The sequence below is a fragment of the Candidatus Accumulibacter propinquus genome (genome assembly GCF_056856495.1).
Window position 1 is genome coordinate 164,836 of sequence record NZ_JBSEHC010000002.1, and the last position, 18,921, is coordinate 183,756.

Sequence of the window (18,921 nt, forward strand, 5' to 3'; positions counted from 1 at the left end):
AAAGCGGTTCAGAAAGCCGGCTTTTCTTTGGCATTCTCATAGGCCCGCACGCCTTCCATGATCTCCTTCTTGGCTTCGTCGCTACCCAGCCAGCCGGCGACCTTGACGAACTTGCCGCGTTCGAGGTCCTTGTAGTGGGCAAAGAAGTGTGCGATCTGATCGAGGATGACCTGGGGAAAGTCGCGCGGAGACTCGATGTCGCGATACATCGAAGTGAGGCTATCGACCGGGACCGCGAGCAGCTTGGCATCCTGTCCAGCTTCGTCTTCCATGGCCAGCATGCCGATCGGTCGGCAGCGTACGACGACACCGGGGTGCAGGGCAAACTGAGTGACCACCAGGACATCGACCGGGTCACCATCTCCGGCAATGGTGTGTGGAATGTAGCCATAGTTGCAGGGGTAGTGCATGGCGGTGGACATGAAACGATCGACGAAGACCGCGCCGCTGTCCTTGTCCACTTCGTATTTCACCGGATCGGCATGCATCGGAATCTCGATGATGACGTTGAAATCATTGGGAAGTGCTTTGCCGGAGGGCACGCGATCTAGGCCCATGTTCGTGGTCTCTCTACTGGTTGCGGGAGTGGCAATTATACCCCCGCCCAGGGTTGTACCGGTCATGTCGGCCAGTTCGGTCATTCATGGCGCGGCAAAGGCCGAGCGCGTTGGCTCGGCAGCTGCATCAGCTACCGGGTCATGAGACGCCGGCGCTGGGGCGCTGGCTGATGCGGTCCCGCCAGGCCTGCAGTCGGGGCATGTCTTCATCGGCAGGACGGAACTTCATCAGCCCGCGCGCAAATTCCAGAGCGCAGAAAGCGGTGATGTCGGCGATCGTGAAGCGCTGTCCAGCCATATAGGGCTCGCTGGCGAGTTTGCGATCCAGCCAGCGCGCCACTTCTCGCACCTTCTCGGCTTGCGAGTGGCCGAAGTCGGGGAACTGCGGCTGTTCGAGTGGCGCCAGGCCGGGATGAGTGTGGCGAATCCAGTTGGCGATGCCTCCGAAGAGGTACAGTTCCACCCGGCGGTCAGCCATTTCGATGAAGGCGCGCTCTTCAAAATCATTGCCCATCAGGTTGGGTTCTGCGACCAACCCTTCCAGGTAGGTACAGATGGCTCGTGTCTCACCAAGCGAGCGCCCGTCGTCGAGTTCGAGCACCGGCAGCTTGGCCAGTGGACTCCTGGCGCGAAAGGCAGCACTCAGGTGCTGGCCACTGCCGATGTCGATGATCTCCTGTTCGATGCCGGTCAAACCCTTTTCGGCAATGAACATCAGCACTCGGCGGGGGTTCGGTGCTCTTGGCGAGACATAAAGTTTCATCGTTTCCTCACTGTTCGTAATATGCTGTATGGTTGGACATGGTGCCGTGGCGAGCGGAGGCGATCCTCAAACGCCGCTCTGGCGCGACTGCCCCATCTCGACCATCCGGCGCGCCTCTACTGCGAACTGCCGTGCCTGGTCGGGGTCGGCATCCCGATCGACCGGCGAGGGCGGCGTGTCGATTCCTTTTTGCACTGCCGGGCGACGGCGTATCTGCTCCAGCCAGCGTTGCAGATAGGGTAGCTCGGCGAGATCCACGCCCGACCAGCGATGCGTGCGAACCCAGGCCCAGTTCGCGATGTCGGCGATCGAATAGTCTCCGGCCAGGTACTCATGCTCCTTGAGGTGCCCATCGAGAACGCGAAACAGTCGTCGACACTCACCCTGATAGCGGTCTATCGCGGGCTGAATCTTCTCGGGGAAATAACGGAAGAAAACATTGGCCTGGCCCATCATCGGTCCCACACCACCGACCTGGAACATCAGCCACTGGATGATGCGGGATCGGCCCCTGGCGTCATCGGGCATCAGGCGCCCGGTTTTTTCAGCCAGATACAGGAGAATCGCGCCCGATTCAAAGACCGCGAAATTCTCTTCGGCGCGATCGACGATCGCCGGGATTCGCCCGTTCGGGTTGATCGCCAGAAACCAGGGTTGCTTCTGCTCACCCTCTGACAGCTTCAGCGTGTGTACCCTGTAGGGCAGAGCGAGTTCCTCCAAGGCAATCGAGATTTTGTGTCCGTTGGGTGTCGCGGCGGTGTAGAGATCGATCATTCTGGCGGTTTCCTGGAAGCGGTACGCTCGCCACCATCCTGTGGCGCCGCCGCTGTCAGTATTTGTTGGTATCGGACAGCACCCTTTGGCTGCCCCGCAGGGACGGGATTATGCAACGGCTTTGCCGTCCAGGCCAATGGGAGGCAGTTAACCGTGAATGAGCTCGGAAACATTGGGACTTTGACCGGCTTTCCGATGCGTTGTGCAGTCCTTTTCAGGGTGCGAACATACCGGGGGACAGTGAAGCGGTATGGATGAGAAAATCTCACGCATTGGGTTTGCCGTCCACCCGTGGTTGCAGGAGGTAGGGCACATAGCGCCAGGCCAGTACCGCAAAGCAGGTAAACCAGCAAGCCGCAGCGAGGCCAATCCAGCGCAGGTAGCCCGCCGGATCGAACTGCGGAAGGATGATGCGGATCACGAAACCGGCAATCATGATCCAGAGTACTGCCTTGTCGAGCCGGTCGAAGATGACTTTTCGGCCGGTGTGGCCGTTGGCGATGCGGATCAGCATCGCGGGGATGATCAGGCCCATGGCGCCGAAGGTAAATACGTGCATTGACAACGAGCCTAGCCATCCCGGCGTTACGAGCTGCTCGATGGACTGCAACAGCAACTGGGCGACGATGGCGAGATAGCCGAGGTACATGATGCCGATATCGAGTCGGCGCATCGCCAGTTGCGGCTTCCAGAAGACGAAGCGACCACTCAGCAGGAGTGCCAGCAGCAGTGCCAGCCACGGTGCAATCTGTGTCGGCAGCAGGCCGACGAACACGAGCAATAAGGCCAGCAGTTTGATCGCCCGATCGAGTGGCGCGCTGCGCAGGATGTCGGCCTGCATGGCGTTCTTCATGAACTGCGTGACGGTTCTTTCGAGCATCACCAGGAACGCGACGCGGAACAATCCAAGGGTCATGGCGGCGCCGACCTGGAAGTGGTCTACGCTGAGCAACAGGTTCTTGGCGACCAGGAATAGTGGCAGGACGATCAGGAAAAAGGTGTTGTCGGGGAAGGAATCGTCCTGGTGGTGTCGGACCAACGTCCATAGCAGCATCAGGACGATCATTGCCAGAAAGAGGTTGCTGAAAAGGCGGAACACGAGCGGTGGCAAGATTCCTGCGCACCACATTCCAGCGCGTTCGAGCAGCCAGGCGCTGACCAGCAGCATCAGCGCCTGGCCGTGATAGCCGCGAATCTTCACCCAGTTCTTGGTAGCGGTGAGCAGGAAGCCGCCGAGAACCGCCCAGCCGAAGCCGAAGAACATTTCGTGGGCGTGCCACTGCGCTGGTGAGAACGGAGTTGCTGGCGGTGCCAGTATTCCCGCGAAGATCAGCGCCCAGATTACGGGCAGGCTGAGCCCGGACAAGCAGGCGAGAGTAAAGAAGGGTCTGAAACCGACCAGCCATAGCGGGTGGGTCGAAAAGCTCATGCTCGCGGGGTCTCGGTCAGATACGGCGTGGGAAAGCAGGAAGACAGCAGGGGGCAGATGGCTACCCAGTATAGCGGGATGACCGGAGCCTGTCGCCGGTCGGATCCGCACGCCGCCGTGGTACAGAGCCCTGCGGGCTAGAACGGCGGCGGACTGCAGAAACGCATCCGACGATCCGTTGCAGGATGCGTGAAAGACAATTCCTCGGCGTGCAGGAGAAGACGATCGGATTTGACGGCGGTCGTGGCGTCGGCGTAAAGCCTGTCCCCGACGATGGGGTGCCCGAGTGCCTGCAGGTGCACACGCAACTGGTGTGTGCGACCGGTTTCGGGCGACAGGGCGAGGCGCGAAGTGTCATCTGACGCTGTGTGACTCAGGAACCGGTAACGCGTGAGCGCGGGCTTGCCAGTCAGTCGGTCAACCTTCTGGCGTGGATGATTCGGCCAGTCGACAGCGAGTGGCAGATCAATGACACCGGTGACCGACAACGGACACCCCATGACGACCGCCAGATAGCGCTTTTCGACCCGTCGCTGCGCGAATTCGTGACTCAGTCGCCGCTGCATTTCCTTGCCACGCGCCAGCAGGAGCAGGCCCGAAGTCGGCAGGTCAAGGCGATGCACGATCAGCGCGTCGGGATACTCGGCCTGGACGCGCAGCACCAGGCAGTCCTGTTTGTCTTCGCCGCGACCGGGTACCGAGAGCAGGCCGGCCGGTTTGTTTGCCATCAGTAGCCAGGAGTCGACGTACAGGAGGTCCAGCGCGTCGTTGGGTGGTGGGCAGTAGGGTGGCGGGGGCGGAACATTCCGCGCTGTGCCGGTGGGTGCCATGGGCGAATCGGGACAAGGTCCGGGAAACAAGCGGTAAGGCTCCGCACAGTGATGATCTGGTATAAGAGGCGTTGCCCATGGATATGATGGGTCTTCGACCGGTGCAAGGGTTGCCGTCAACAAAGACCCAGTATTGACGCTGACCGGCGGTTGCGCGGATGTCGGCCGTTCAATCACTTTGGCGGCGATGCGCGATGGCACGCAGGAATTCGCTGCGCAACTGTGCGGAGCGCTCGAACTCGCCGCTGAAGGACTGGGTGATCACGCGCTCGTCGCCACGCCGGTCTTCGCCAAGCAGCAGACACAATTGTTCGGCTTCGACCACACAAGCAGCGCCTCGCGCCTTCCCGTGCCGCATCAGCGCGTCGGCGATGTCGCGAGTCATCCATTCCTGATAGGTGAAGCGATGGCCAATGGCGTCAACCAGGCGCGCGATGCGGCCAAAGCCGTGCAGGCGACCGCCCGGCAAGTAGGCGACGTGCGCCAGGCCGCGAAAAGGCACCAGGTGATGCGGACAGACCCCGTGGATGGCAATGCCGCGGACCACCACCAGGTCGCTGCGGTGATCGGCAAAACCGTCACCGAGTGCTGTCGCCGGATCGAGGTCGTAGCCGCCGAGCAGGCGCCGTTGCCATAGCTCGCGTACGCGCTGTGGTGTTCGCCCCATATGCGCGGCGTCCGGCGCAATGCCACAGGCACTGAGCAGATCGCCTACGGCGCGCTCGAAGGCGGCTGCGTCGAACGCTTGCCGGCGCGGAATGCCGATTTCACATTCGCGAGGGAACGAGAGTTCGTGGTGGCTGCTGTCATCCATGGCTGGCATTCATTGGGGTCGTACGGACCGAAGATAATACACGCGCTCAGTGATCGCAGCCGTTTGAGGCACGCTATGGCGCAACGGTTTCGCCACCTTGCCGCCCGTGCGCGCGATTTCCTTGCATGCATCAAGCCATACAGGCATTTGATGAGCGATAATGCCGGGGTTGGGGGTCGTGGTGATCACCTATAGGCGAGTTGGGAACGCTGACGCGGGTTGGGAAGGGTAGGGATGAAGAGCGTTGATGATTTCCGTCTGCGGTTCGGCAACAAGGAACTGGTGCCGATCATGATCGGCGGCATGGGGGTGGATATTTCAACCGCCGAACTCGCGCTTGAAGCGGCTCGGCTTGGCGGTGTCGGACATATTTCCGATGCCATGGTGAATACCGTGGCCGATCGGCGGTTCAATGCAAAGTTCGTCAAGGACAAGCTCAGGCAGTACAAGTTCAACGTCGCCAACTCCGACAAGTCGATGGTGCGCTTCGATCTCGGACAACTCGCCGAAGCCACCGAGATGCACGTCGGCCGAACCATGGAAGCGAAACGTGGTGACGGCCTGATCTTCGTGAACTGCATGGAGAAGCTGACCATGAACGCGCCTCGCGAGACTTTGCGCGTGCGCATGGCGGCGGCGCTCGATGCCGGTATCGACGGCATCACTCTGGCTGCCGGTCTGCACCTGGGGTCGTTTGCCCTGATCGAGGAGCATCCGCGTTTCCGCGACGCCAAGCTGGGAATCATCGTCTCCTCGCTGCGCGCCCTGCAATTGTTCCTGCGGAAGACCGCACGCTGCAACCGGCTACCGGACTATGTGGTGGTTGAAGGGCCACTGGCCGGCGGGCATCTGGGTTTCGGCATGGACTGGGCACAGTATGACCTGGCGACCATCTTCGGCGAAATTCACCGTTATCTGCAGGCCGAACATCTGGATATTCCGCTGATTCCGGCGGGCGGCATCTTCACCGGGAGTGACGCCGTTTCCTTCCTCGACCAGGGGGCTGCGGCCGTTCAGGTGGCGACGCGTTTCACCGTGGCCAAGGAGTGTGGTTTGCCGGAAGACGTCAAACAACGCTACTTCGCTGCCAGTGAAGACCAGATCGAGGTCAACCAGATCTCGCCTACCGGTTACCCGATGCGCATGTTGAGCAACAGCCCGGCGATTGGCGACGGGATTCGGCCCAATTGCGAGGCCTATGGGTATCTTCTCGACAGCAGCGGCAACTGTTCCTACATTTCCGCGTATAACCGCGAGGTGGCGGCCAATCCGGGCGTCAAGAAGATATCGGTTCGGGACAAGACCTGTCTATGTACGCAAATGCGCAACTTCGATTGCTGGACCTGTGGTCACTATGCGTATCGCCTGAAGGATACGTCGAAGCGCTTGCCCGACGGCAGCTACCAGTTGCTGAGCGCCGAGCACATCTTCCTCGACTATCAGTTCAGCACCGACGGCAAGCTCCGGGTGCCGGAGTAGTGCGCTGGCTGCGGCGTTCCTCCGCCACTGCGGACGGGCGTTAGCGGATGCTCAGTTATCGTCATGCCTTCCATTCAGGGAACCACGCCGATGTGCTCAAGCATCTGGTGCTGGTGCAGCTGACGCGCTACCTCTGTCAGAAGGAGCAAGCCTTCTGGTACCTCGATACGCACGCCGGCGCGGGATCCTATGCTCTGGATTCCGCTGCGGCAGCCAAACTGGGGGAGTTTCGGGATGGTGTCGGTCGGCTGTGGGGGCGCAAGGATCTGCCGGCGGCGCTGGCTGATTACATGGCGCTGGTGCGCAAGGTCAATCCCGACGGCAGTTTGAAGGTCTATCCCGGTTCACCCATGCTGGCGCTCGCGATCATGCGCGCACAGGACCGCCTGCGCCTTTTCGAACTGCATAGCCGCGAGGTGATTCGGCTGCGGGAGAATTTCCAGGCCTTCGGCAAGCAGGCGATCGTTCACGACAGCGATGGATTTGCGTCGCTCAAGGCCCTTTTGCCGCCACCACCGAGGCGTGCCGTGGTGCTGATCGACCCGCCGTATGAAGAGCGCCGCGACTACGACCGGGTGGTGAATTCACTCCGGGAGTGCCTGACACGCTTCCCGACTGGCACCTACATGCTGTGGTATCCGCAACTCACCAAGCTCGAAGCGCACGACTTGCCGCAACGCCTGCAACGCTTGTCGGCCAGCAACTGGCTGCAAGTGACGCTACGCGTCCGCACCCCGGCCAGTGACGGTTTCGGAATGCACGGTAGCGGCCTGTACATCCTCAATCCGCCGTGGACCCTGCAGTCCACCTTGCAGGAGGTGATGCCCTATCTGGTCGGGGTGCTCGGACAGGATGCAGGCGCCGGTTTTACGCTTGCGGGTCAGGTGTCCTGACGGGCGCCTGGCAGCGAGTCAAGCCGTCGGGCCGCTCTGGATTGGCGGTGTCCGCTGCGCACTTGCGGCTCGAACCGAAACAGAGTTCCACCGGGTATCTGACGGCATTCTTGGCGAGTTTGGCACGTGCCGCGGCTTCAAGGTCGATGCCGGCATTTTCGGCGATCAGCAGAAGATAAATAAGGACATCGGCGCACTCGTCGTGGAGTGCTTCCCGGGCCCGGGCATCCTCGGCCATGTCGGCCATATCGGCATCGCTTTTCCACTGCGTCAATTCGAGCAGCTCACTGGCCTCGAGATTCAGCGAGACGATCAGGTTGCGCAGGTTGTGGAACTGCGCCCAGTTCCGTTGCTCGCGAAATTCGATCACTTCCGCCGTCAGCGCCAGCAGACTCATGGGTTGCCGAAGAAACGTTGTTTGATGTCCTCGCGCAGACTCATGCCGGTTGCGCGTGCGCGTGCGAGCAGTTCCCAGTAGTAGCGGTACGAGGCGCGGTCATGCAGTTTGCCATGGTGCTGGATCGGCCCCCATTCGCAATCCTGGGCGGCGACCAGGATTGCAGCTGCATCTTCGACTTCCGAGAAGTCGGGGCGCATGGCTTCAAAGATGGGCATGATCTGATTGGGGTGAATACTCCACATTCGCAGGTAGCCGAACTCCTTGCGCGCGCGCTGCGCGTTGTCGCGGATGACATCGAGATCCTTGAGTTCGGTGGTCACGTTGTGTGACGGTACTGCGCCATTGGCCAGCGCGGCGGCTGAGATTTCACACTTGGCGCGGACGACCAGCGGATGCTCGAACTGACCTGGGCTCTGCATCGCTGAGCCCAGGATGGCGCCGTGGTGTGCGCTGACAAAATCCATAAGTCCGAAATCGAGCGATTCCACTGCAGACAACGCTGCGATATCCCAGACTTCACGCAGGGCACCATGCGTCTCGATCAGGACGTGTGCGGGAATCTGGCGTTCGAGCCCTGCTGCGGTGGTTGCGCGCGCCAACTCGCCCAGCAGCCTTCGGACATCGTCGCTCCCGCGCACTTTCGGCAGGGTGACGAACGCCAGGCGTCGCCCGGCACGGGAGACGATAATTTCGATATCCTGTTGCCAGTGTGGATGGCTGAGGTCGTGAATGCGGACGCCAACGCGCCCGTGCCGGTTGGCGTCGGACATGATGACCGCGGCCACCATTTCGGCGTGTTTCCGGGCAGCACCGGCTGCGGCGCCATCCTCGCAGTCGCAGGTGACGTCGAAAATCGGCCCCAATTGGTTCTGCAACTGGAGTGCCTTGTACATCAGTTTTTCCGAGCCGGCGTAGTGGTCTACAGCGGGCATCATGGGAAATGGCTGCTCTCCGGCGAACAGGACCTGGCTGGGATGGCGCATCGGGGTGTCTGTGTATTCGAACTTGGGATTCCGTATTCTACTGCGCCCCGGGAGGGAATGCGGAGGCAAAAAAGCCGCGGTCTGGCCGCGGCTTTTCGACTGTTTGCGCCGTTGTTTAAAGCATGCCCTGCACGGCTTCCGCTTCGTCGGTGAGTTCCTTGAGCGTCTTGTTGATCTTCTCGCGCGAGTAATCGTCGATTTCGATGCCCTGGATAATGGAATACGAACCGCCCTTGCATTCGCACGGGAAGCCGAAAACAATCCCGGTCGGGATGCCGTAGGAGCCGTCCGAGGGGACGCCCATGGTCACCCACTCGTCGGAACCGAGGACCCAGTCATGCATGTGATCGATGGCCGCGTTGGCTGCTGAAGCAGCGGACGACAGGCCGCGCGCGTCGATGATCGCCGCGCCGCGCTTGCCGACGGTCGGCAGGAACACATCGTTGTTCCACACTGGATCATTGACCAGCGCCTTGACGTTATCGCCATCAGCAGTGCAATTGCGGTAGTCGGCGTACATCGTCGGCGAATGATTGCCCCACACGACGAGTTGCTTGAAGCTGGCTACCGGCCGTCCGGTCTTCGCAGCGAGTTGTGACAAGGCACGGTTGTGATCGAGGCGCAGCATGCCATGGTAGTTGGCCGGGTTGGTGCGGCCGACTTTTCGCGCGGCGGCGCCGGCGATCAGGGCATTGGTGTTGCAGGGGTTGCCGACGACGAGCACGCGGACATCCTCCTTGGCGTTCTCCGCAATGGCTTTGCCCTGAACGGTGAAGATGGCGCCGTTGGCGGTCAGCAGGTCTGCGCGCTCCATGCCCGGGCCGCGTGGGCGGGCGCCGACCAGCAGGCAGACGTCAGCGTCCTTGAAGGCGAGGTTCGGGTCGTCGGTGGCGAACATGCCGGCGAGTAGCGGGAAGGCACAGTCCTCGAGTTCCATGATCACGCCCTGACAGGCTTTTTGAGCTTGCGGCAGATCGAGGAGTTGGAGTATGACCGGTTGATCCTTGCCGAGCATTTCGCCGGAGGCAATCCGGAAAAGCAGACTGTAACCGATTTGACCGGCGGCGCCGGTGACCGCGACGCGCATGGGGGCTTTGGACATGATGCGGCTCCTGTTATTGGTGATGAGCAAAAATGGGCAAAATACGATTGGCGTTGACCCCGCACGCCGTTGAGTGCAGGAGCAGCAAATCACTCAAATCATAAGATCTAAGGTCGCGGAGTGTCAAATATATCTTATGTCTTATATAAGATATAAATAACTCCAGTGGGATGGACGGAAGTGTGAATTTATGCTGAAATGACGGTCCATGAGCCGGCCTTCGTCAGTGCACTCGCCCACATTCAGCCCCCTGTATCGGCAGATCAAGGAATTGATCCTGCGTGATCTGGAGTCCGGCGAGTGGGGCCCGGGTGACCCGATCCCGAGCGAGTCGGAACTTGCTGCCCGCTTCGGCGTGAGCCAGGGTACGGTTCGCAAAGCGATTGACGAGATGGCTGCCGAGAACCTCCTGGTACGGCAGCAGGGCAAGGGAACCTTCGTCGCCACTCACAAGGATCCGGGTTCATTTTTCCGCTTTCTCCGACTGGTGCCGAATGACGGGGATCTGCAGGTTTCCCAAAGCGTGCCGCTCGAATGCTGGCGCGCCAAAGCCGGCGCAGACGTCGCGCGTACTCTCGCTCTTGACACAGGGGCGCCGATTACGATTGTTCGCCGGTTGCTGAAGTTGGGTGACGAGCCAGTCGTTTTCGACGAGATCTATCTACCCAGCGAACTCTTCCCCGACCTGTCGCTCGATGTGCTGCGTTCGGGAGAGTCGCTCTACAGCCTGTTCGAGACTCGCTATGGCGTGCGCATGATTCGCGCCGACGAGCGGCTGCGCGCCGTATCGGCTGACAGAGTCAGCGCAGAGTGGCTGCAGGTGGCCGATGGAAGTCCCTTGCTGCTGGTCGAAAGGGTCACCTTCACCTATGGTCACAAGCCCGTCGAATGGCGCCGTGGATTCTATTCGACACGCAATTATCATTATCACAATGAACTGGGGTGAGCACTGGAACAGGCCCGTCGGGCAATTCAGGCACGCTTGGATGGTTTATAATCGAGCGTGGTATCGCAGGGGTCGGATGACGTGCATTCGGCCATATAACACATGAGGGATGACGTGCATGGCAGAGCTGGCAATCAAGAAAAAGCGTCCAAAGAATTTGGATTTGCCCACTATCAGGCTACCCCTTCCGGGGATCCTGTCAATCATTCACCGCATCAGCGGAGCGGCGATGTTTCTGCTGCTGCCGTTCCTGTTATGGTTGTTTCAGAGTAGCCTCACGTCTCCAGAATCCTTTGCCGGCGTCAAGGCGGTAGTCGGTCATCCGTTGGCGAAAATCATCCTGCTCGGCCTGGTCTGGTTCTACATGCACCACTTCTGTGCCGGCATCCGCTACCTGCTGCTGGATCTGCACAAGGGGGTGGAACTCGAGGCGGCACGCCTTTCGAGCAAGATCGTTTTCGTCGTCAGCATCGCCATGACCCTGATCATCGGAGCTAGAGTGCTATGGTAAATCGTATTCTCGTCGGGGCGCATTACGGCCTCAAGGACTGGATTATCCAGCGCGCCACCGCCATCGTGATGGCAGTCTATACGCTCATCTTCCTGGTCGTCGTCGGTGCCGTCGGGCCCGATACCTTTGAGGCCTGGCGTGGCATTTTTGCCAACGGCTTCATGAAATTTGCAACATTCCTGTTCTTTGTCAGCGTCTTCTACCATGCCTGGATTGGGATTCGGGATATCTGGATGGATTACGTCAAGCCGGATGGCTTGCGTCTGTTGATGATGATTGCGACGGCTGCGGTGCTGGTCGGATATGCCGGCTGGGCAGTACAGATTCTGTGGAGAATGTAAGTGAGCAAGCTAACCATTCCAGTACGTAAGTTCGATGCAGTCATTGTTGGGGCTGGCGGTTCGGGTCTGCGGGCGGCGATCCAGCTTTCCGAAGCCGGATTGAAGACGGCCGTCCTGTCCAAGGTTTTTCCCACCCGTTCGCATACCGTGGCTGCGCAGGGCGGCGTCTCGGCCTCGCTCGGCAACTCCGAGGAGGACCACTGGCACTGGCATATGTACGATACGGTGAAAGGTTCTGACTGGCTCGGTGACCAGGACGCGATCGAATACATGTGCCGCATGGCGCCCGAGGTGGTCGTCGAACTTGAGCATTTTGGCATGCCTTTCGACCGTACGGACGAAGGCAAGATCTACCAGCGCCCTTTCGGCGGGCACATGTCGAATTTTGGCGAAAAGCCGGTACGGCGTGCTTGCGCCGCCGCCGACCGTACTGGCCACGCGATGCTGCATGCGCTGTATCAACGGAACGTACGTGCCAATACCCAGTTCTTCGTCGAATGGATGGCCCTGGATCTGATCCGCGACGATTCCGGTCAGGTGCTTGGGGTAATCGCACTCGAAATGGAGACCGGTGATGTCGTCGCCTTCCATGCCAAGGCGACGGTTTTCGCCACCGGTGGGGCCGGCCGGATCTTCTATTCGTCGACCAATGCCTTCATCAATACCGGTGACGGCCTGGGTATGGCGGCGCGCGCCGGCATCGCACTCGAAGACATGGAATTCTGGCAGTTCCACCCCACTGGTGTAGCCGGTGCCGGCGTGCTGATTACGGAAGGCGTGCGCGGGGAGGGCGGTATCCTGCGCAACTCCGCCAACGAACGTTTCATGGAGCGCTACGCTCCCAATGCCAAGGACCTGGCATCGCGCGACGTGGTGTCGCGGGCGATGGTCACGGAGATCAACGAGGGGCGTGGTTGTGGCCCGAACAAGGATTTTGTCCTGCTCGACATTACCCACCTCGATCCGGCGACGATCATGAAGCGGCTGCCGGGGATTCGCGAAATTTCGATCCAGTTTGCCGGCATCGACCCGATCAAGGCGCCGATTCCGGTGGTTCCGACCTGTCACTATCAAATGGGCGGTGTGCCGACCAACTACAAGGGACAGGTGGTGTCGCAGGATGCGACGCCGATCCCCGGCTTCTATGCCGCCGGCGAAGTGGCCTGTGCTTCGGTGCATGGGGCCAACCGGCTGGGAACCAATTCGCTGCTGGACCTGCTGGTTTTCGGCAAGTCTTCCGGCGATTCGGTGATCGACGACCTCCGGTCGGGGGCCATCGGACTCAAGGAGTTGCCGGCGGATTACGCCGAGCGTACGCTGAGTCGTTTGAATCGCCTCAACACGCAGACCGGTGGGGCGAGTGTCAATGAGACGCGTCTCGAATTGCAGCGGACCATGCAGAAGCATTGTGGCGTTTTTCGTTTCAAGGACATGCTGGTCGAAGGGGTGGCGAAGATTCTCGATGTCGAGAAGGCGGTGCTCAGAACCGAGATCAAGGACAAATCGCAGGTGTGGAACACCGCGCGTGTCGAAGCGCTGGAACTCGACAACCTGATCGAAGTCGCCAAGGCGACGATGATTTCGGCCGAAGCACGCAAGGAGTCACGCGGCGCGCATGTTCGCGACGACGCGCCGGATACCGCCGCCAATCCGAACGGCCGCGACGACGTCAACTGGCACAAGCACACGCTGTGGCACCGTGAGAGCAATCGTCTCGATTACAAGCCGGTGATCATGAAGCCGCTGTCCGTCGAATCCATCGCGCTGAAGACGCGTTCCTATTGATCGAGCGCCAAGGAGTCAATGAATATGGCCACCAGTACCATGCAGTTCAAGATTTACCGCTACGATCCCGACAAGGACGCTGCGCCCTATATGCAGGACATCTCGGTCGAGGTCGATTTCGCCATTGATCGCAAGCTGCTCGATGTGCTCACCAAGCTGAAAGCCAAGGATGACACGCTTTCGTATCGTCGCTCGTGTCGCGAGGGTATTTGCGGCTCCGATGCGATGAACATCAACGGCAAGAACGGCCTGGCCTGCCTTACCGAGATCAAGGACCTCAAGCAGCCGGTGGTCCTGCGGCCGCTGCCGGGCTTGCCGGTGATCCGCGACCTGATCGTCGACATGACCCAGTTCTTCAAGCAGTACCACTCGATCAAACCTTACCTGATCAATGAAGGGCCGCGTCCAGATCGTGAGCGTCTGCAGTCGCCCGAGGATCGCGAAGAGCTCAACGGCCTCTACGAGTGCATCCTGTGCGCCTGCTGTTCAACCTCATGCCCATCATTCTGGTGGAATCCGGACAAATTCGTCGGTCCAGCGGGATTGCTGAATGCTTACCGCTTCATCGCCGACACCCGTGACCAGGCGACCAATGAGCGCCTGGATGATCTTGAGGATCCTTATCGCCTGTTCCGTTGCCACAGTATCATGAACTGTGTCGATGTCTGCCCGAAGGGTCTCAACCCGACGCGAGCGATCGGCAAGATCAAGGAAATGATGGTGCGTCGCGCGATCTGATGGGGGACAGGGAAAAGCTCAATCGCCTGCGCTGGCGCTGCACACGCCGCGCCATGCTGGAAATGGATCTCTTGCTCGGGGAGTTTCTCGACCGCATTTTCCCGGCCCTGAATCCCGAGCAGGCAGATGCGTTTGTCATCCTGGCCGACATGGAGGACCTGGAACTGTGGCCGCTGGTGAATGGTAGCCGCGAGTGTTCAGATCCGGTGCAAGCCGAAGTCGTGGCCTTGTTGCGCGACGTAAGAGTTAAGTAAGGAAGTTGCCATAATCTAGGCGACCTCCTGTTCGTAGCTGTGACCTCAACACCTGAACGGGGATAAAACAATGACGACCGAACGTAAAGCAACGCTGATCATCGAAGGGCGGGCGCCCGTCGAGTTTCCAATCATGACGCCTACCCATGGCAATGATTGTATCGACATTCGTACCTTGGGCGCCAAGACCGGTCTATTTACTTACGACTCCGGCTACCTGTCGACAGCCAGTTGCAAGTCGAAGGTCACGTTCATTGACGGCGACAAGGGCGAACTGCTCTATCGCGGCTATCCCATCGAGCAATTGGCCGAACAGTGCAACTTCCTGGAGGTCGCCTACCTCCTGTGGCATGGCGAACTGCCGACGCCGACGCAGAAGGTGGGCTTCGAAAAGAATATCAAGCAGCACACCATGGTGCATGAGCAACTGGTCAAGTTCTACCAGGGTTTCCGTCGGGACGCGCACCCAATGGCCGTGCTGGTTGGCGTTGTCGGCGCCTTGTCGGCCTTTTACCATGAGGCGGAGGATTTTTCCGACCTCGAGCATCAGAACATCAGCTTCAACCGGATTGTTGCCAAATTGCCGACGATCGTCGCCATGGCCTACAAGTACCATCGTGGCGAGCCGTTCATCTACCCCCGCAACGACCTCGACTACACCGCCAACTTCATGCACATGATGTTCGGCACGCCGTGCGAGGAGTACAAGCCGAATCCGGTGCTGGTACATGCACTGGACACCATTTTCACCCTGCATGCCGATCACGAGCAAAACGCATCGACCTCTACGGTCCGCCTGTCAGGTTCTTCCGGTGCCAATCCCTACGCCTGTATCTCAGCAGGTATCGCCTGTCTATGGGGGCCGGCACACGGTGGCGCGAACGAGGCCTGCCTGCAGATGCTCGAGGAAATCCATGATGTCTCGCGCGTCGGCAAGTACATTGCCCGCGCCAAGGACAAGAGTGATGACTTCAAGCTGATGGGTTTCGGTCACCGCGTGTACAAGAACTTCGATCCACGCGCCAAGCTGATGCGTACGGTTTGCAACGAAGTGCTGCAGGAACTCGGCCTGGAGAACGATCGTTTGTTCAAACTGGCGATGGAACTCGAAAAAATCGCCCTCGAAGACGATTACTTTATCGAGAAGAAGCTCTATCCGAACGTCGATTTTTATTCGGGTATCGTCCAGAAGGCGCTGGGCATTCCGACCACGATGTTTACATGCATCTTCGCCTTGGCACGCACGGTCGGCTGGATGACGCAGTGGGAAGAAATGATCAACGATCCCGAGTACAAGATCGGTCGTCCGCGCCAGCTCTATGTCGGCACCGCTCGGCGCGACGTGGTTCCTGCCGGCCACCGCTAGGCCGACGGATGCAAGAGGGCGGCAGGCAGTAGCCGCCCTTTTTTCATGCTGTGACTTTTCGGCCACGGCTTTCCTTAATACGAACCAGAACGGTGACGACAGGTAACTGCCATGATGAATCAGCTTTTTGGTAACTCCCTCCTCTTTGGCGGCAACGCACCCTTTGTCGAGGAGTTGTACGAAAACTACCTCGACAACCCCGGGTCCGTGTCCGAGCAGTGGCGCGAATACTTCGACAAGCTGGCGCAATTGCCGGGGCATGTGGCGCGCGATGTTCCACATCTGCCGGTGATCAATGCGTTTGCCGAACAGGCGAGGAAGGGTGGCTACCGGGCCGCCGCCGTGGCACCCATAGACGACAGGAAGCAGGTCGGCATTCTGCAGATGATCACCTCGTATCGTTTCATCGGCGATCGCTGGGCCAACCTGGATCCGCTGAAACGCACACCGCGCCCGGATGTGCCGCAGCTTGACCCCGTGTATTACGGGCTGTCGGATGCTGATCTGAACACGGTGTTCAATGCCGGCTCGTTCAAGGGGACGCCGGACCATGCGACCTTCGGCCAGATCTACGACGCGTTGAAAGCGACGTATTGTGGCTCGATCGGGGTCGAGTACATGTACCTCAGCACGGTGGCCGAGAAACGCTGGATCCAGGATCGTCTGGAGCGCATCCATTCCAAGCCTACTTACACTGCCGATGAGCGGAAGCGCATGCTCGAGCGCCTGACAGCCGCGGAGACACTTGAGCGTTACCTGCACACCCGCTACGTTGGCCAGAAGCGTTTCTCGCTCGAAGGTGGGGAGTCCACCATCGTCGCCATGGACGAGTTGATTCGTGTCGCTGGTGCCGGCGGTGTTGACGAGATCGTCGTCGGCATGGCCCACCGCGGTCGCCTGAATGTTCTCGTCAATACCCTCGGCAAGGCGCCGGCAATGCTGTTCGACGAGTTCGAAGGCCGGAAGACGCAGGATCTCGCCGCCGGTGACGTCAAGTATCACATGGGTTACTCGTCGGACGTGTCCACTCCTGGTGGTCCTTGCCATCTGACCCTCGCTTTCAACCCGTCGCATCTCGAGATCGTGAACCCGGTGGTCGTCGGTTCGGTCTTCTCGCGTCAGCGGCGTCGCGGCGAGAATGGCAAGGACAAGGTGCTGGCGGTGCTCATCCACGGCGATGCCGCGGTCGCCGGCCAGGGTGTCAACCAGGAAATGCTCAATTTCGCGCAAACGCGAGGCTACGGTGTCGGCGGCACGGTTCATATCGTGGTCAATAACCAGATCGGTTTTACCACCTCCGATCCGCGCGACTATCGTTCGTCGCTATACTGTACCGACATCTTCAAGATGGCAGAAGCTCCGATCTTCCATGTCAACGGCGATGATCCCGAGGCGGTGGCGCTGGTCACCAGCATCGCTGTGGACTACCGCAAGACTTTCAAGAAGGATGTGGTGGTGGACATCGTCTGCTACCGCAAGCTCGGCCATAACGAGCAGGACGAGCCGATGGTCACGCAGCCGCTGATGTACAAAAAGATCCAGATGCATCCCGGAACGCGCAAGCTCTATGCGGACAAGCTGGTAGCCGAGGGTGTCCTGCACCGGGAGGGGCCGGACGAGATCATCGCCGATTATCGCGCCCACCTTGACCGTGGCGAACTGTTGTACAACCCGGTGCTCGCTGGCTACAAACACCCGATGACCATCGACTGGACTCCGTTCCTTTCGCCGAAATACATCGAAAACTGCGATACGACGGTGCCGATCAACGAGTTGCAGCGGCTCGCCGAGCGGCTGACGACAATTCCGCAGAATTTTACCTTGCATAGCCGGGTCAAGAAGATCATTGAAGACCGACGGCTGATGGGTGAGGGCAAGCTCCCGGTCGACTGGGGTATGGCTGAAAACCTTGCCTATGCTTCGGTGCTGGTTTCAGGCTACGGCGTCCGTATTTCTGGCGAAGATGTCGGGCGCAGCACCTTTTTCCACAGGCACGCTGCCCTGCACGATCAGAATCGTGAACACTGGGATCACGGGACGTACTATCCTCTAGCCAACCTGCAGGACAGGCAGGGAGGTTTCCAATGCTTCGACTCGGTGCTCTCGGAGGAAGCGGTACTCGCGTTCGAGTATGGTTACACCTCAGCCAATCCTCATGAACTGGTGGTCTGGGAGGCGCAGTTCGGTGACTTTGCCAATGGGGCGCAGGTAGTAATCGATCAGTTCATTGCCGCGGGTGAAGCCAAATGGGGTCGGGCCAGCGGCCTGGTACTGCTGCTGCCGCACGGCTACGAAGGGCAGGGTCCCGAGCATTCATCGGCACGCATCGAGCGCTACATGCAACTGTGTGCCGAGATGAACATGGAAGTCTGCCAGCCGTCGACGCCAGCGCAGGTCTTCCACATGCTACGCCGGCAAGCCTTGCGTAGTCAGCGCAAGCCGCTGATTGTCTTCTCTCCGAAATCACTGCTGCGCCACAAGGATGCGACGTCGACTCTGGAAGAGTTGAGCGAAGGTCAATTCCGACCGGTGATCGGCGAGGTCGAGCCGATCAACGCCAAGAAAGTGACCCGTGTCGTCTTCTGTTCCGGCAAGATCTACTACGAACTCATGGCTGCAAGGCACGAGAGGAAGATTTCACACGTCGCGATCGCCCGTCTCGAACAGTTCTATCCCTTCCCGCAGGAGTCGTTCCAGGAGGAGCTTGCGAAGTATCCGAAAGCCACCGAGGTCGTCTGGTGTCAGGAAGAGCCGCGCAATCAGGGAGCCTGGTACTGGATCGCCTCGCGTCAGCACCTGTCACGCTCGCTCAGCGACAAGCAGCATCTCCTGCTTGTTTCCCGGCCCGCATCGGCTTCCCCGGCTGTCGGCTACCATAGCAAGCACAACGCCCAACAAAAGGCTCTGATTGAATCCGCTTTTGGTGAGATCGAGTACTACAAACTGCCCTAGAACG

At 59.8% G+C, this 18,921-nt stretch carries 19 protein-coding genes; 10 read left to right on the top strand and 9 right to left on the bottom strand.

What is annotated here, in order from left to right; translation table 11 throughout:
- Nucleotides 1–8 precede the first annotated feature (8 nt).
- From ppa to folE, 6 genes are all read right to left on the bottom strand, one after another.
- Nucleotides 9–557 (bottom strand): inorganic diphosphatase, encoded by a 549-nt coding sequence (ppa, locus tag AC15MQ_RS03245; RefSeq protein ID WP_287669314.1) that lies wholly within the window; start codon nucleotides 555–557, stop codon nucleotides 9–11.
- 139 nt (nucleotides 558–696) lie between these two features.
- Nucleotides 697–1,320 carry a glutathione S-transferase family protein gene (locus AC15MQ_RS03250; RefSeq protein WP_287669311.1) on the bottom strand — a complete coding sequence of 208 codons (624 nt, stop codon included), beginning with the start codon at nucleotides 1,318–1,320 and terminating at the stop codon, nucleotides 697–699.
- Between the two features lie 66 nt (nucleotides 1,321–1,386).
- The gene (locus tag AC15MQ_RS03255) at nucleotides 1,387–2,094 is read right to left on the bottom strand and encodes a glutathione S-transferase family protein (RefSeq protein ID WP_483079302.1); all 708 of its coding nucleotides are present in this window, start codon (nucleotides 2,092–2,094) and stop codon (nucleotides 1,387–1,389) included.
- Between the two features lie 265 nt (nucleotides 2,095–2,359).
- Nucleotides 2,360–3,523, bottom strand: coding sequence for an NnrS family protein (locus AC15MQ_RS03260; protein WP_287669306.1), 1,164 nt, complete (start codon nucleotides 3,521–3,523; stop codon nucleotides 2,360–2,362).
- 137 nt (nucleotides 3,524–3,660) lie between these two features.
- Nucleotides 3,661–4,353, bottom strand: a complete 693-nt coding sequence (locus tag AC15MQ_RS03265; protein ID WP_483079303.1) for an RluA family pseudouridine synthase — start codon at nucleotides 4,351–4,353, stop codon at nucleotides 3,661–3,663.
- 169 nt (nucleotides 4,354–4,522) lie between these two features.
- On the bottom strand, nucleotides 4,523–5,167 hold the full coding sequence (gene folE / locus AC15MQ_RS03270; protein WP_483079304.1) for a GTP cyclohydrolase I FolE: 645 nt from the start codon (nucleotides 5,165–5,167) through the stop codon (nucleotides 4,523–4,525).
- A gap of 234 nt (nucleotides 5,168–5,401) precedes the next feature.
- On the opposite strand from folE, the gene AC15MQ_RS03275 reads away from it, so the two are divergent.
- Together AC15MQ_RS03275 and AC15MQ_RS03280 are read left to right on the top strand one after the other, a co-directional pair.
- A complete protein-coding gene (locus AC15MQ_RS03275; RefSeq protein WP_287669300.1) occupies nucleotides 5,402–6,646 on the top strand; it encodes a nitronate monooxygenase in 1,245 nt (414 codons plus the stop codon).
- Between the two features lie 47 nt (nucleotides 6,647–6,693).
- Entirely contained in the window at nucleotides 6,694–7,539 is an 846-nt protein-coding gene (locus AC15MQ_RS03280; protein WP_483079305.1) for a 23S rRNA (adenine(2030)-N(6))-methyltransferase RlmJ, read from the top strand.
- Here AC15MQ_RS03280 and AC15MQ_RS03285 read toward each other — a convergent pair.
- From AC15MQ_RS03285 to AC15MQ_RS03295, 3 genes are all read right to left on the bottom strand, one after another.
- Nucleotides 7,514–7,936 carry a nucleotide pyrophosphohydrolase gene (locus AC15MQ_RS03285; RefSeq protein ID WP_287669295.1) on the bottom strand — a complete coding sequence of 141 codons (423 nt, stop codon included), beginning with the start codon at nucleotides 7,934–7,936 and terminating at the stop codon, nucleotides 7,514–7,516. The genes AC15MQ_RS03280 and AC15MQ_RS03285 overlap by 26 nt on opposite strands.
- Nucleotides 7,933–8,922, bottom strand: coding sequence for an HpcH/HpaI aldolase/citrate lyase family protein (locus AC15MQ_RS03290; protein WP_483079306.1), 990 nt, complete (start codon nucleotides 8,920–8,922; stop codon nucleotides 7,933–7,935). The genes AC15MQ_RS03285 and AC15MQ_RS03290 overlap by 4 nt, the downstream gene beginning before the upstream one ends.
- 115 nt (nucleotides 8,923–9,037) lie before the next feature.
- Nucleotides 9,038–10,024 carry a malate dehydrogenase gene (locus tag AC15MQ_RS03295; RefSeq protein ID WP_483079307.1) on the bottom strand — a complete coding sequence of 329 codons (987 nt, stop codon included), beginning with the start codon at nucleotides 10,022–10,024 and terminating at the stop codon, nucleotides 9,038–9,040.
- 208 nt (nucleotides 10,025–10,232) lie between these two features.
- Here AC15MQ_RS03295 and AC15MQ_RS03300 point away from each other — a divergent pair, with 208 nt between their 5' ends.
- The 8 genes from AC15MQ_RS03300 (at nucleotide 10,233) to AC15MQ_RS03335 (ending at nucleotide 18,917) form a co-directional block, all read left to right on the top strand.
- Entirely contained in the window at nucleotides 10,233–10,970 is a 738-nt protein-coding gene (locus AC15MQ_RS03300; protein WP_287669288.1) for a GntR family transcriptional regulator, read from the top strand.
- A gap of 118 nt (nucleotides 10,971–11,088) precedes the next feature.
- Nucleotides 11,089–11,481 carry a succinate dehydrogenase, cytochrome b556 subunit gene (gene sdhC / locus AC15MQ_RS03305; RefSeq protein ID WP_287669285.1) on the top strand — a complete coding sequence of 131 codons (393 nt, stop codon included), beginning with the start codon at nucleotides 11,089–11,091 and terminating at the stop codon, nucleotides 11,479–11,481.
- Entirely contained in the window at nucleotides 11,475–11,822 is a 348-nt protein-coding gene (sdhD, locus tag AC15MQ_RS03310) for a succinate dehydrogenase, hydrophobic membrane anchor protein (protein WP_287669283.1), read from the top strand. The genes sdhC and sdhD overlap by 7 nt, the downstream gene beginning before the upstream one ends.
- Nucleotides 11,823–13,607, top strand: a complete 1,785-nt coding sequence (gene sdhA, locus AC15MQ_RS03315; RefSeq protein ID WP_287669280.1) for a succinate dehydrogenase flavoprotein subunit — start codon at nucleotides 11,823–11,825, stop codon at nucleotides 13,605–13,607.
- Nucleotides 13,608–13,631: 24 nt separating this feature from the next.
- Nucleotides 13,632–14,345: a succinate dehydrogenase iron-sulfur subunit gene (locus AC15MQ_RS03320; protein WP_287669278.1), complete on the top strand. Its 714-nt coding sequence runs from the start codon at nucleotides 13,632–13,634 to the stop codon at nucleotides 14,343–14,345.
- Nucleotides 14,345–14,599, top strand: coding sequence for an FAD assembly factor SdhE (locus tag AC15MQ_RS03325; RefSeq protein ID WP_483079308.1), 255 nt, complete (start codon nucleotides 14,345–14,347; stop codon nucleotides 14,597–14,599). The genes AC15MQ_RS03320 and AC15MQ_RS03325 overlap by 1 nt, the downstream gene beginning before the upstream one ends.
- Nucleotides 14,600–14,669: 70 nt before the next feature.
- Nucleotides 14,670–15,965: a citrate synthase gene (gene gltA, locus AC15MQ_RS03330; RefSeq protein ID WP_332336360.1), complete on the top strand. Its 1,296-nt coding sequence runs from the start codon at nucleotides 14,670–14,672 to the stop codon at nucleotides 15,963–15,965.
- 111 nt (nucleotides 15,966–16,076) lie between these two features.
- Complete coding sequence (locus AC15MQ_RS03335; protein ID WP_483079309.1) at nucleotides 16,077–18,917, top strand: 2-oxoglutarate dehydrogenase E1 component; 2,841 nt, start codon at nucleotides 16,077–16,079, stop codon at nucleotides 18,915–18,917.
- Nucleotides 18,918–18,921 lie beyond the last annotated feature (4 nt).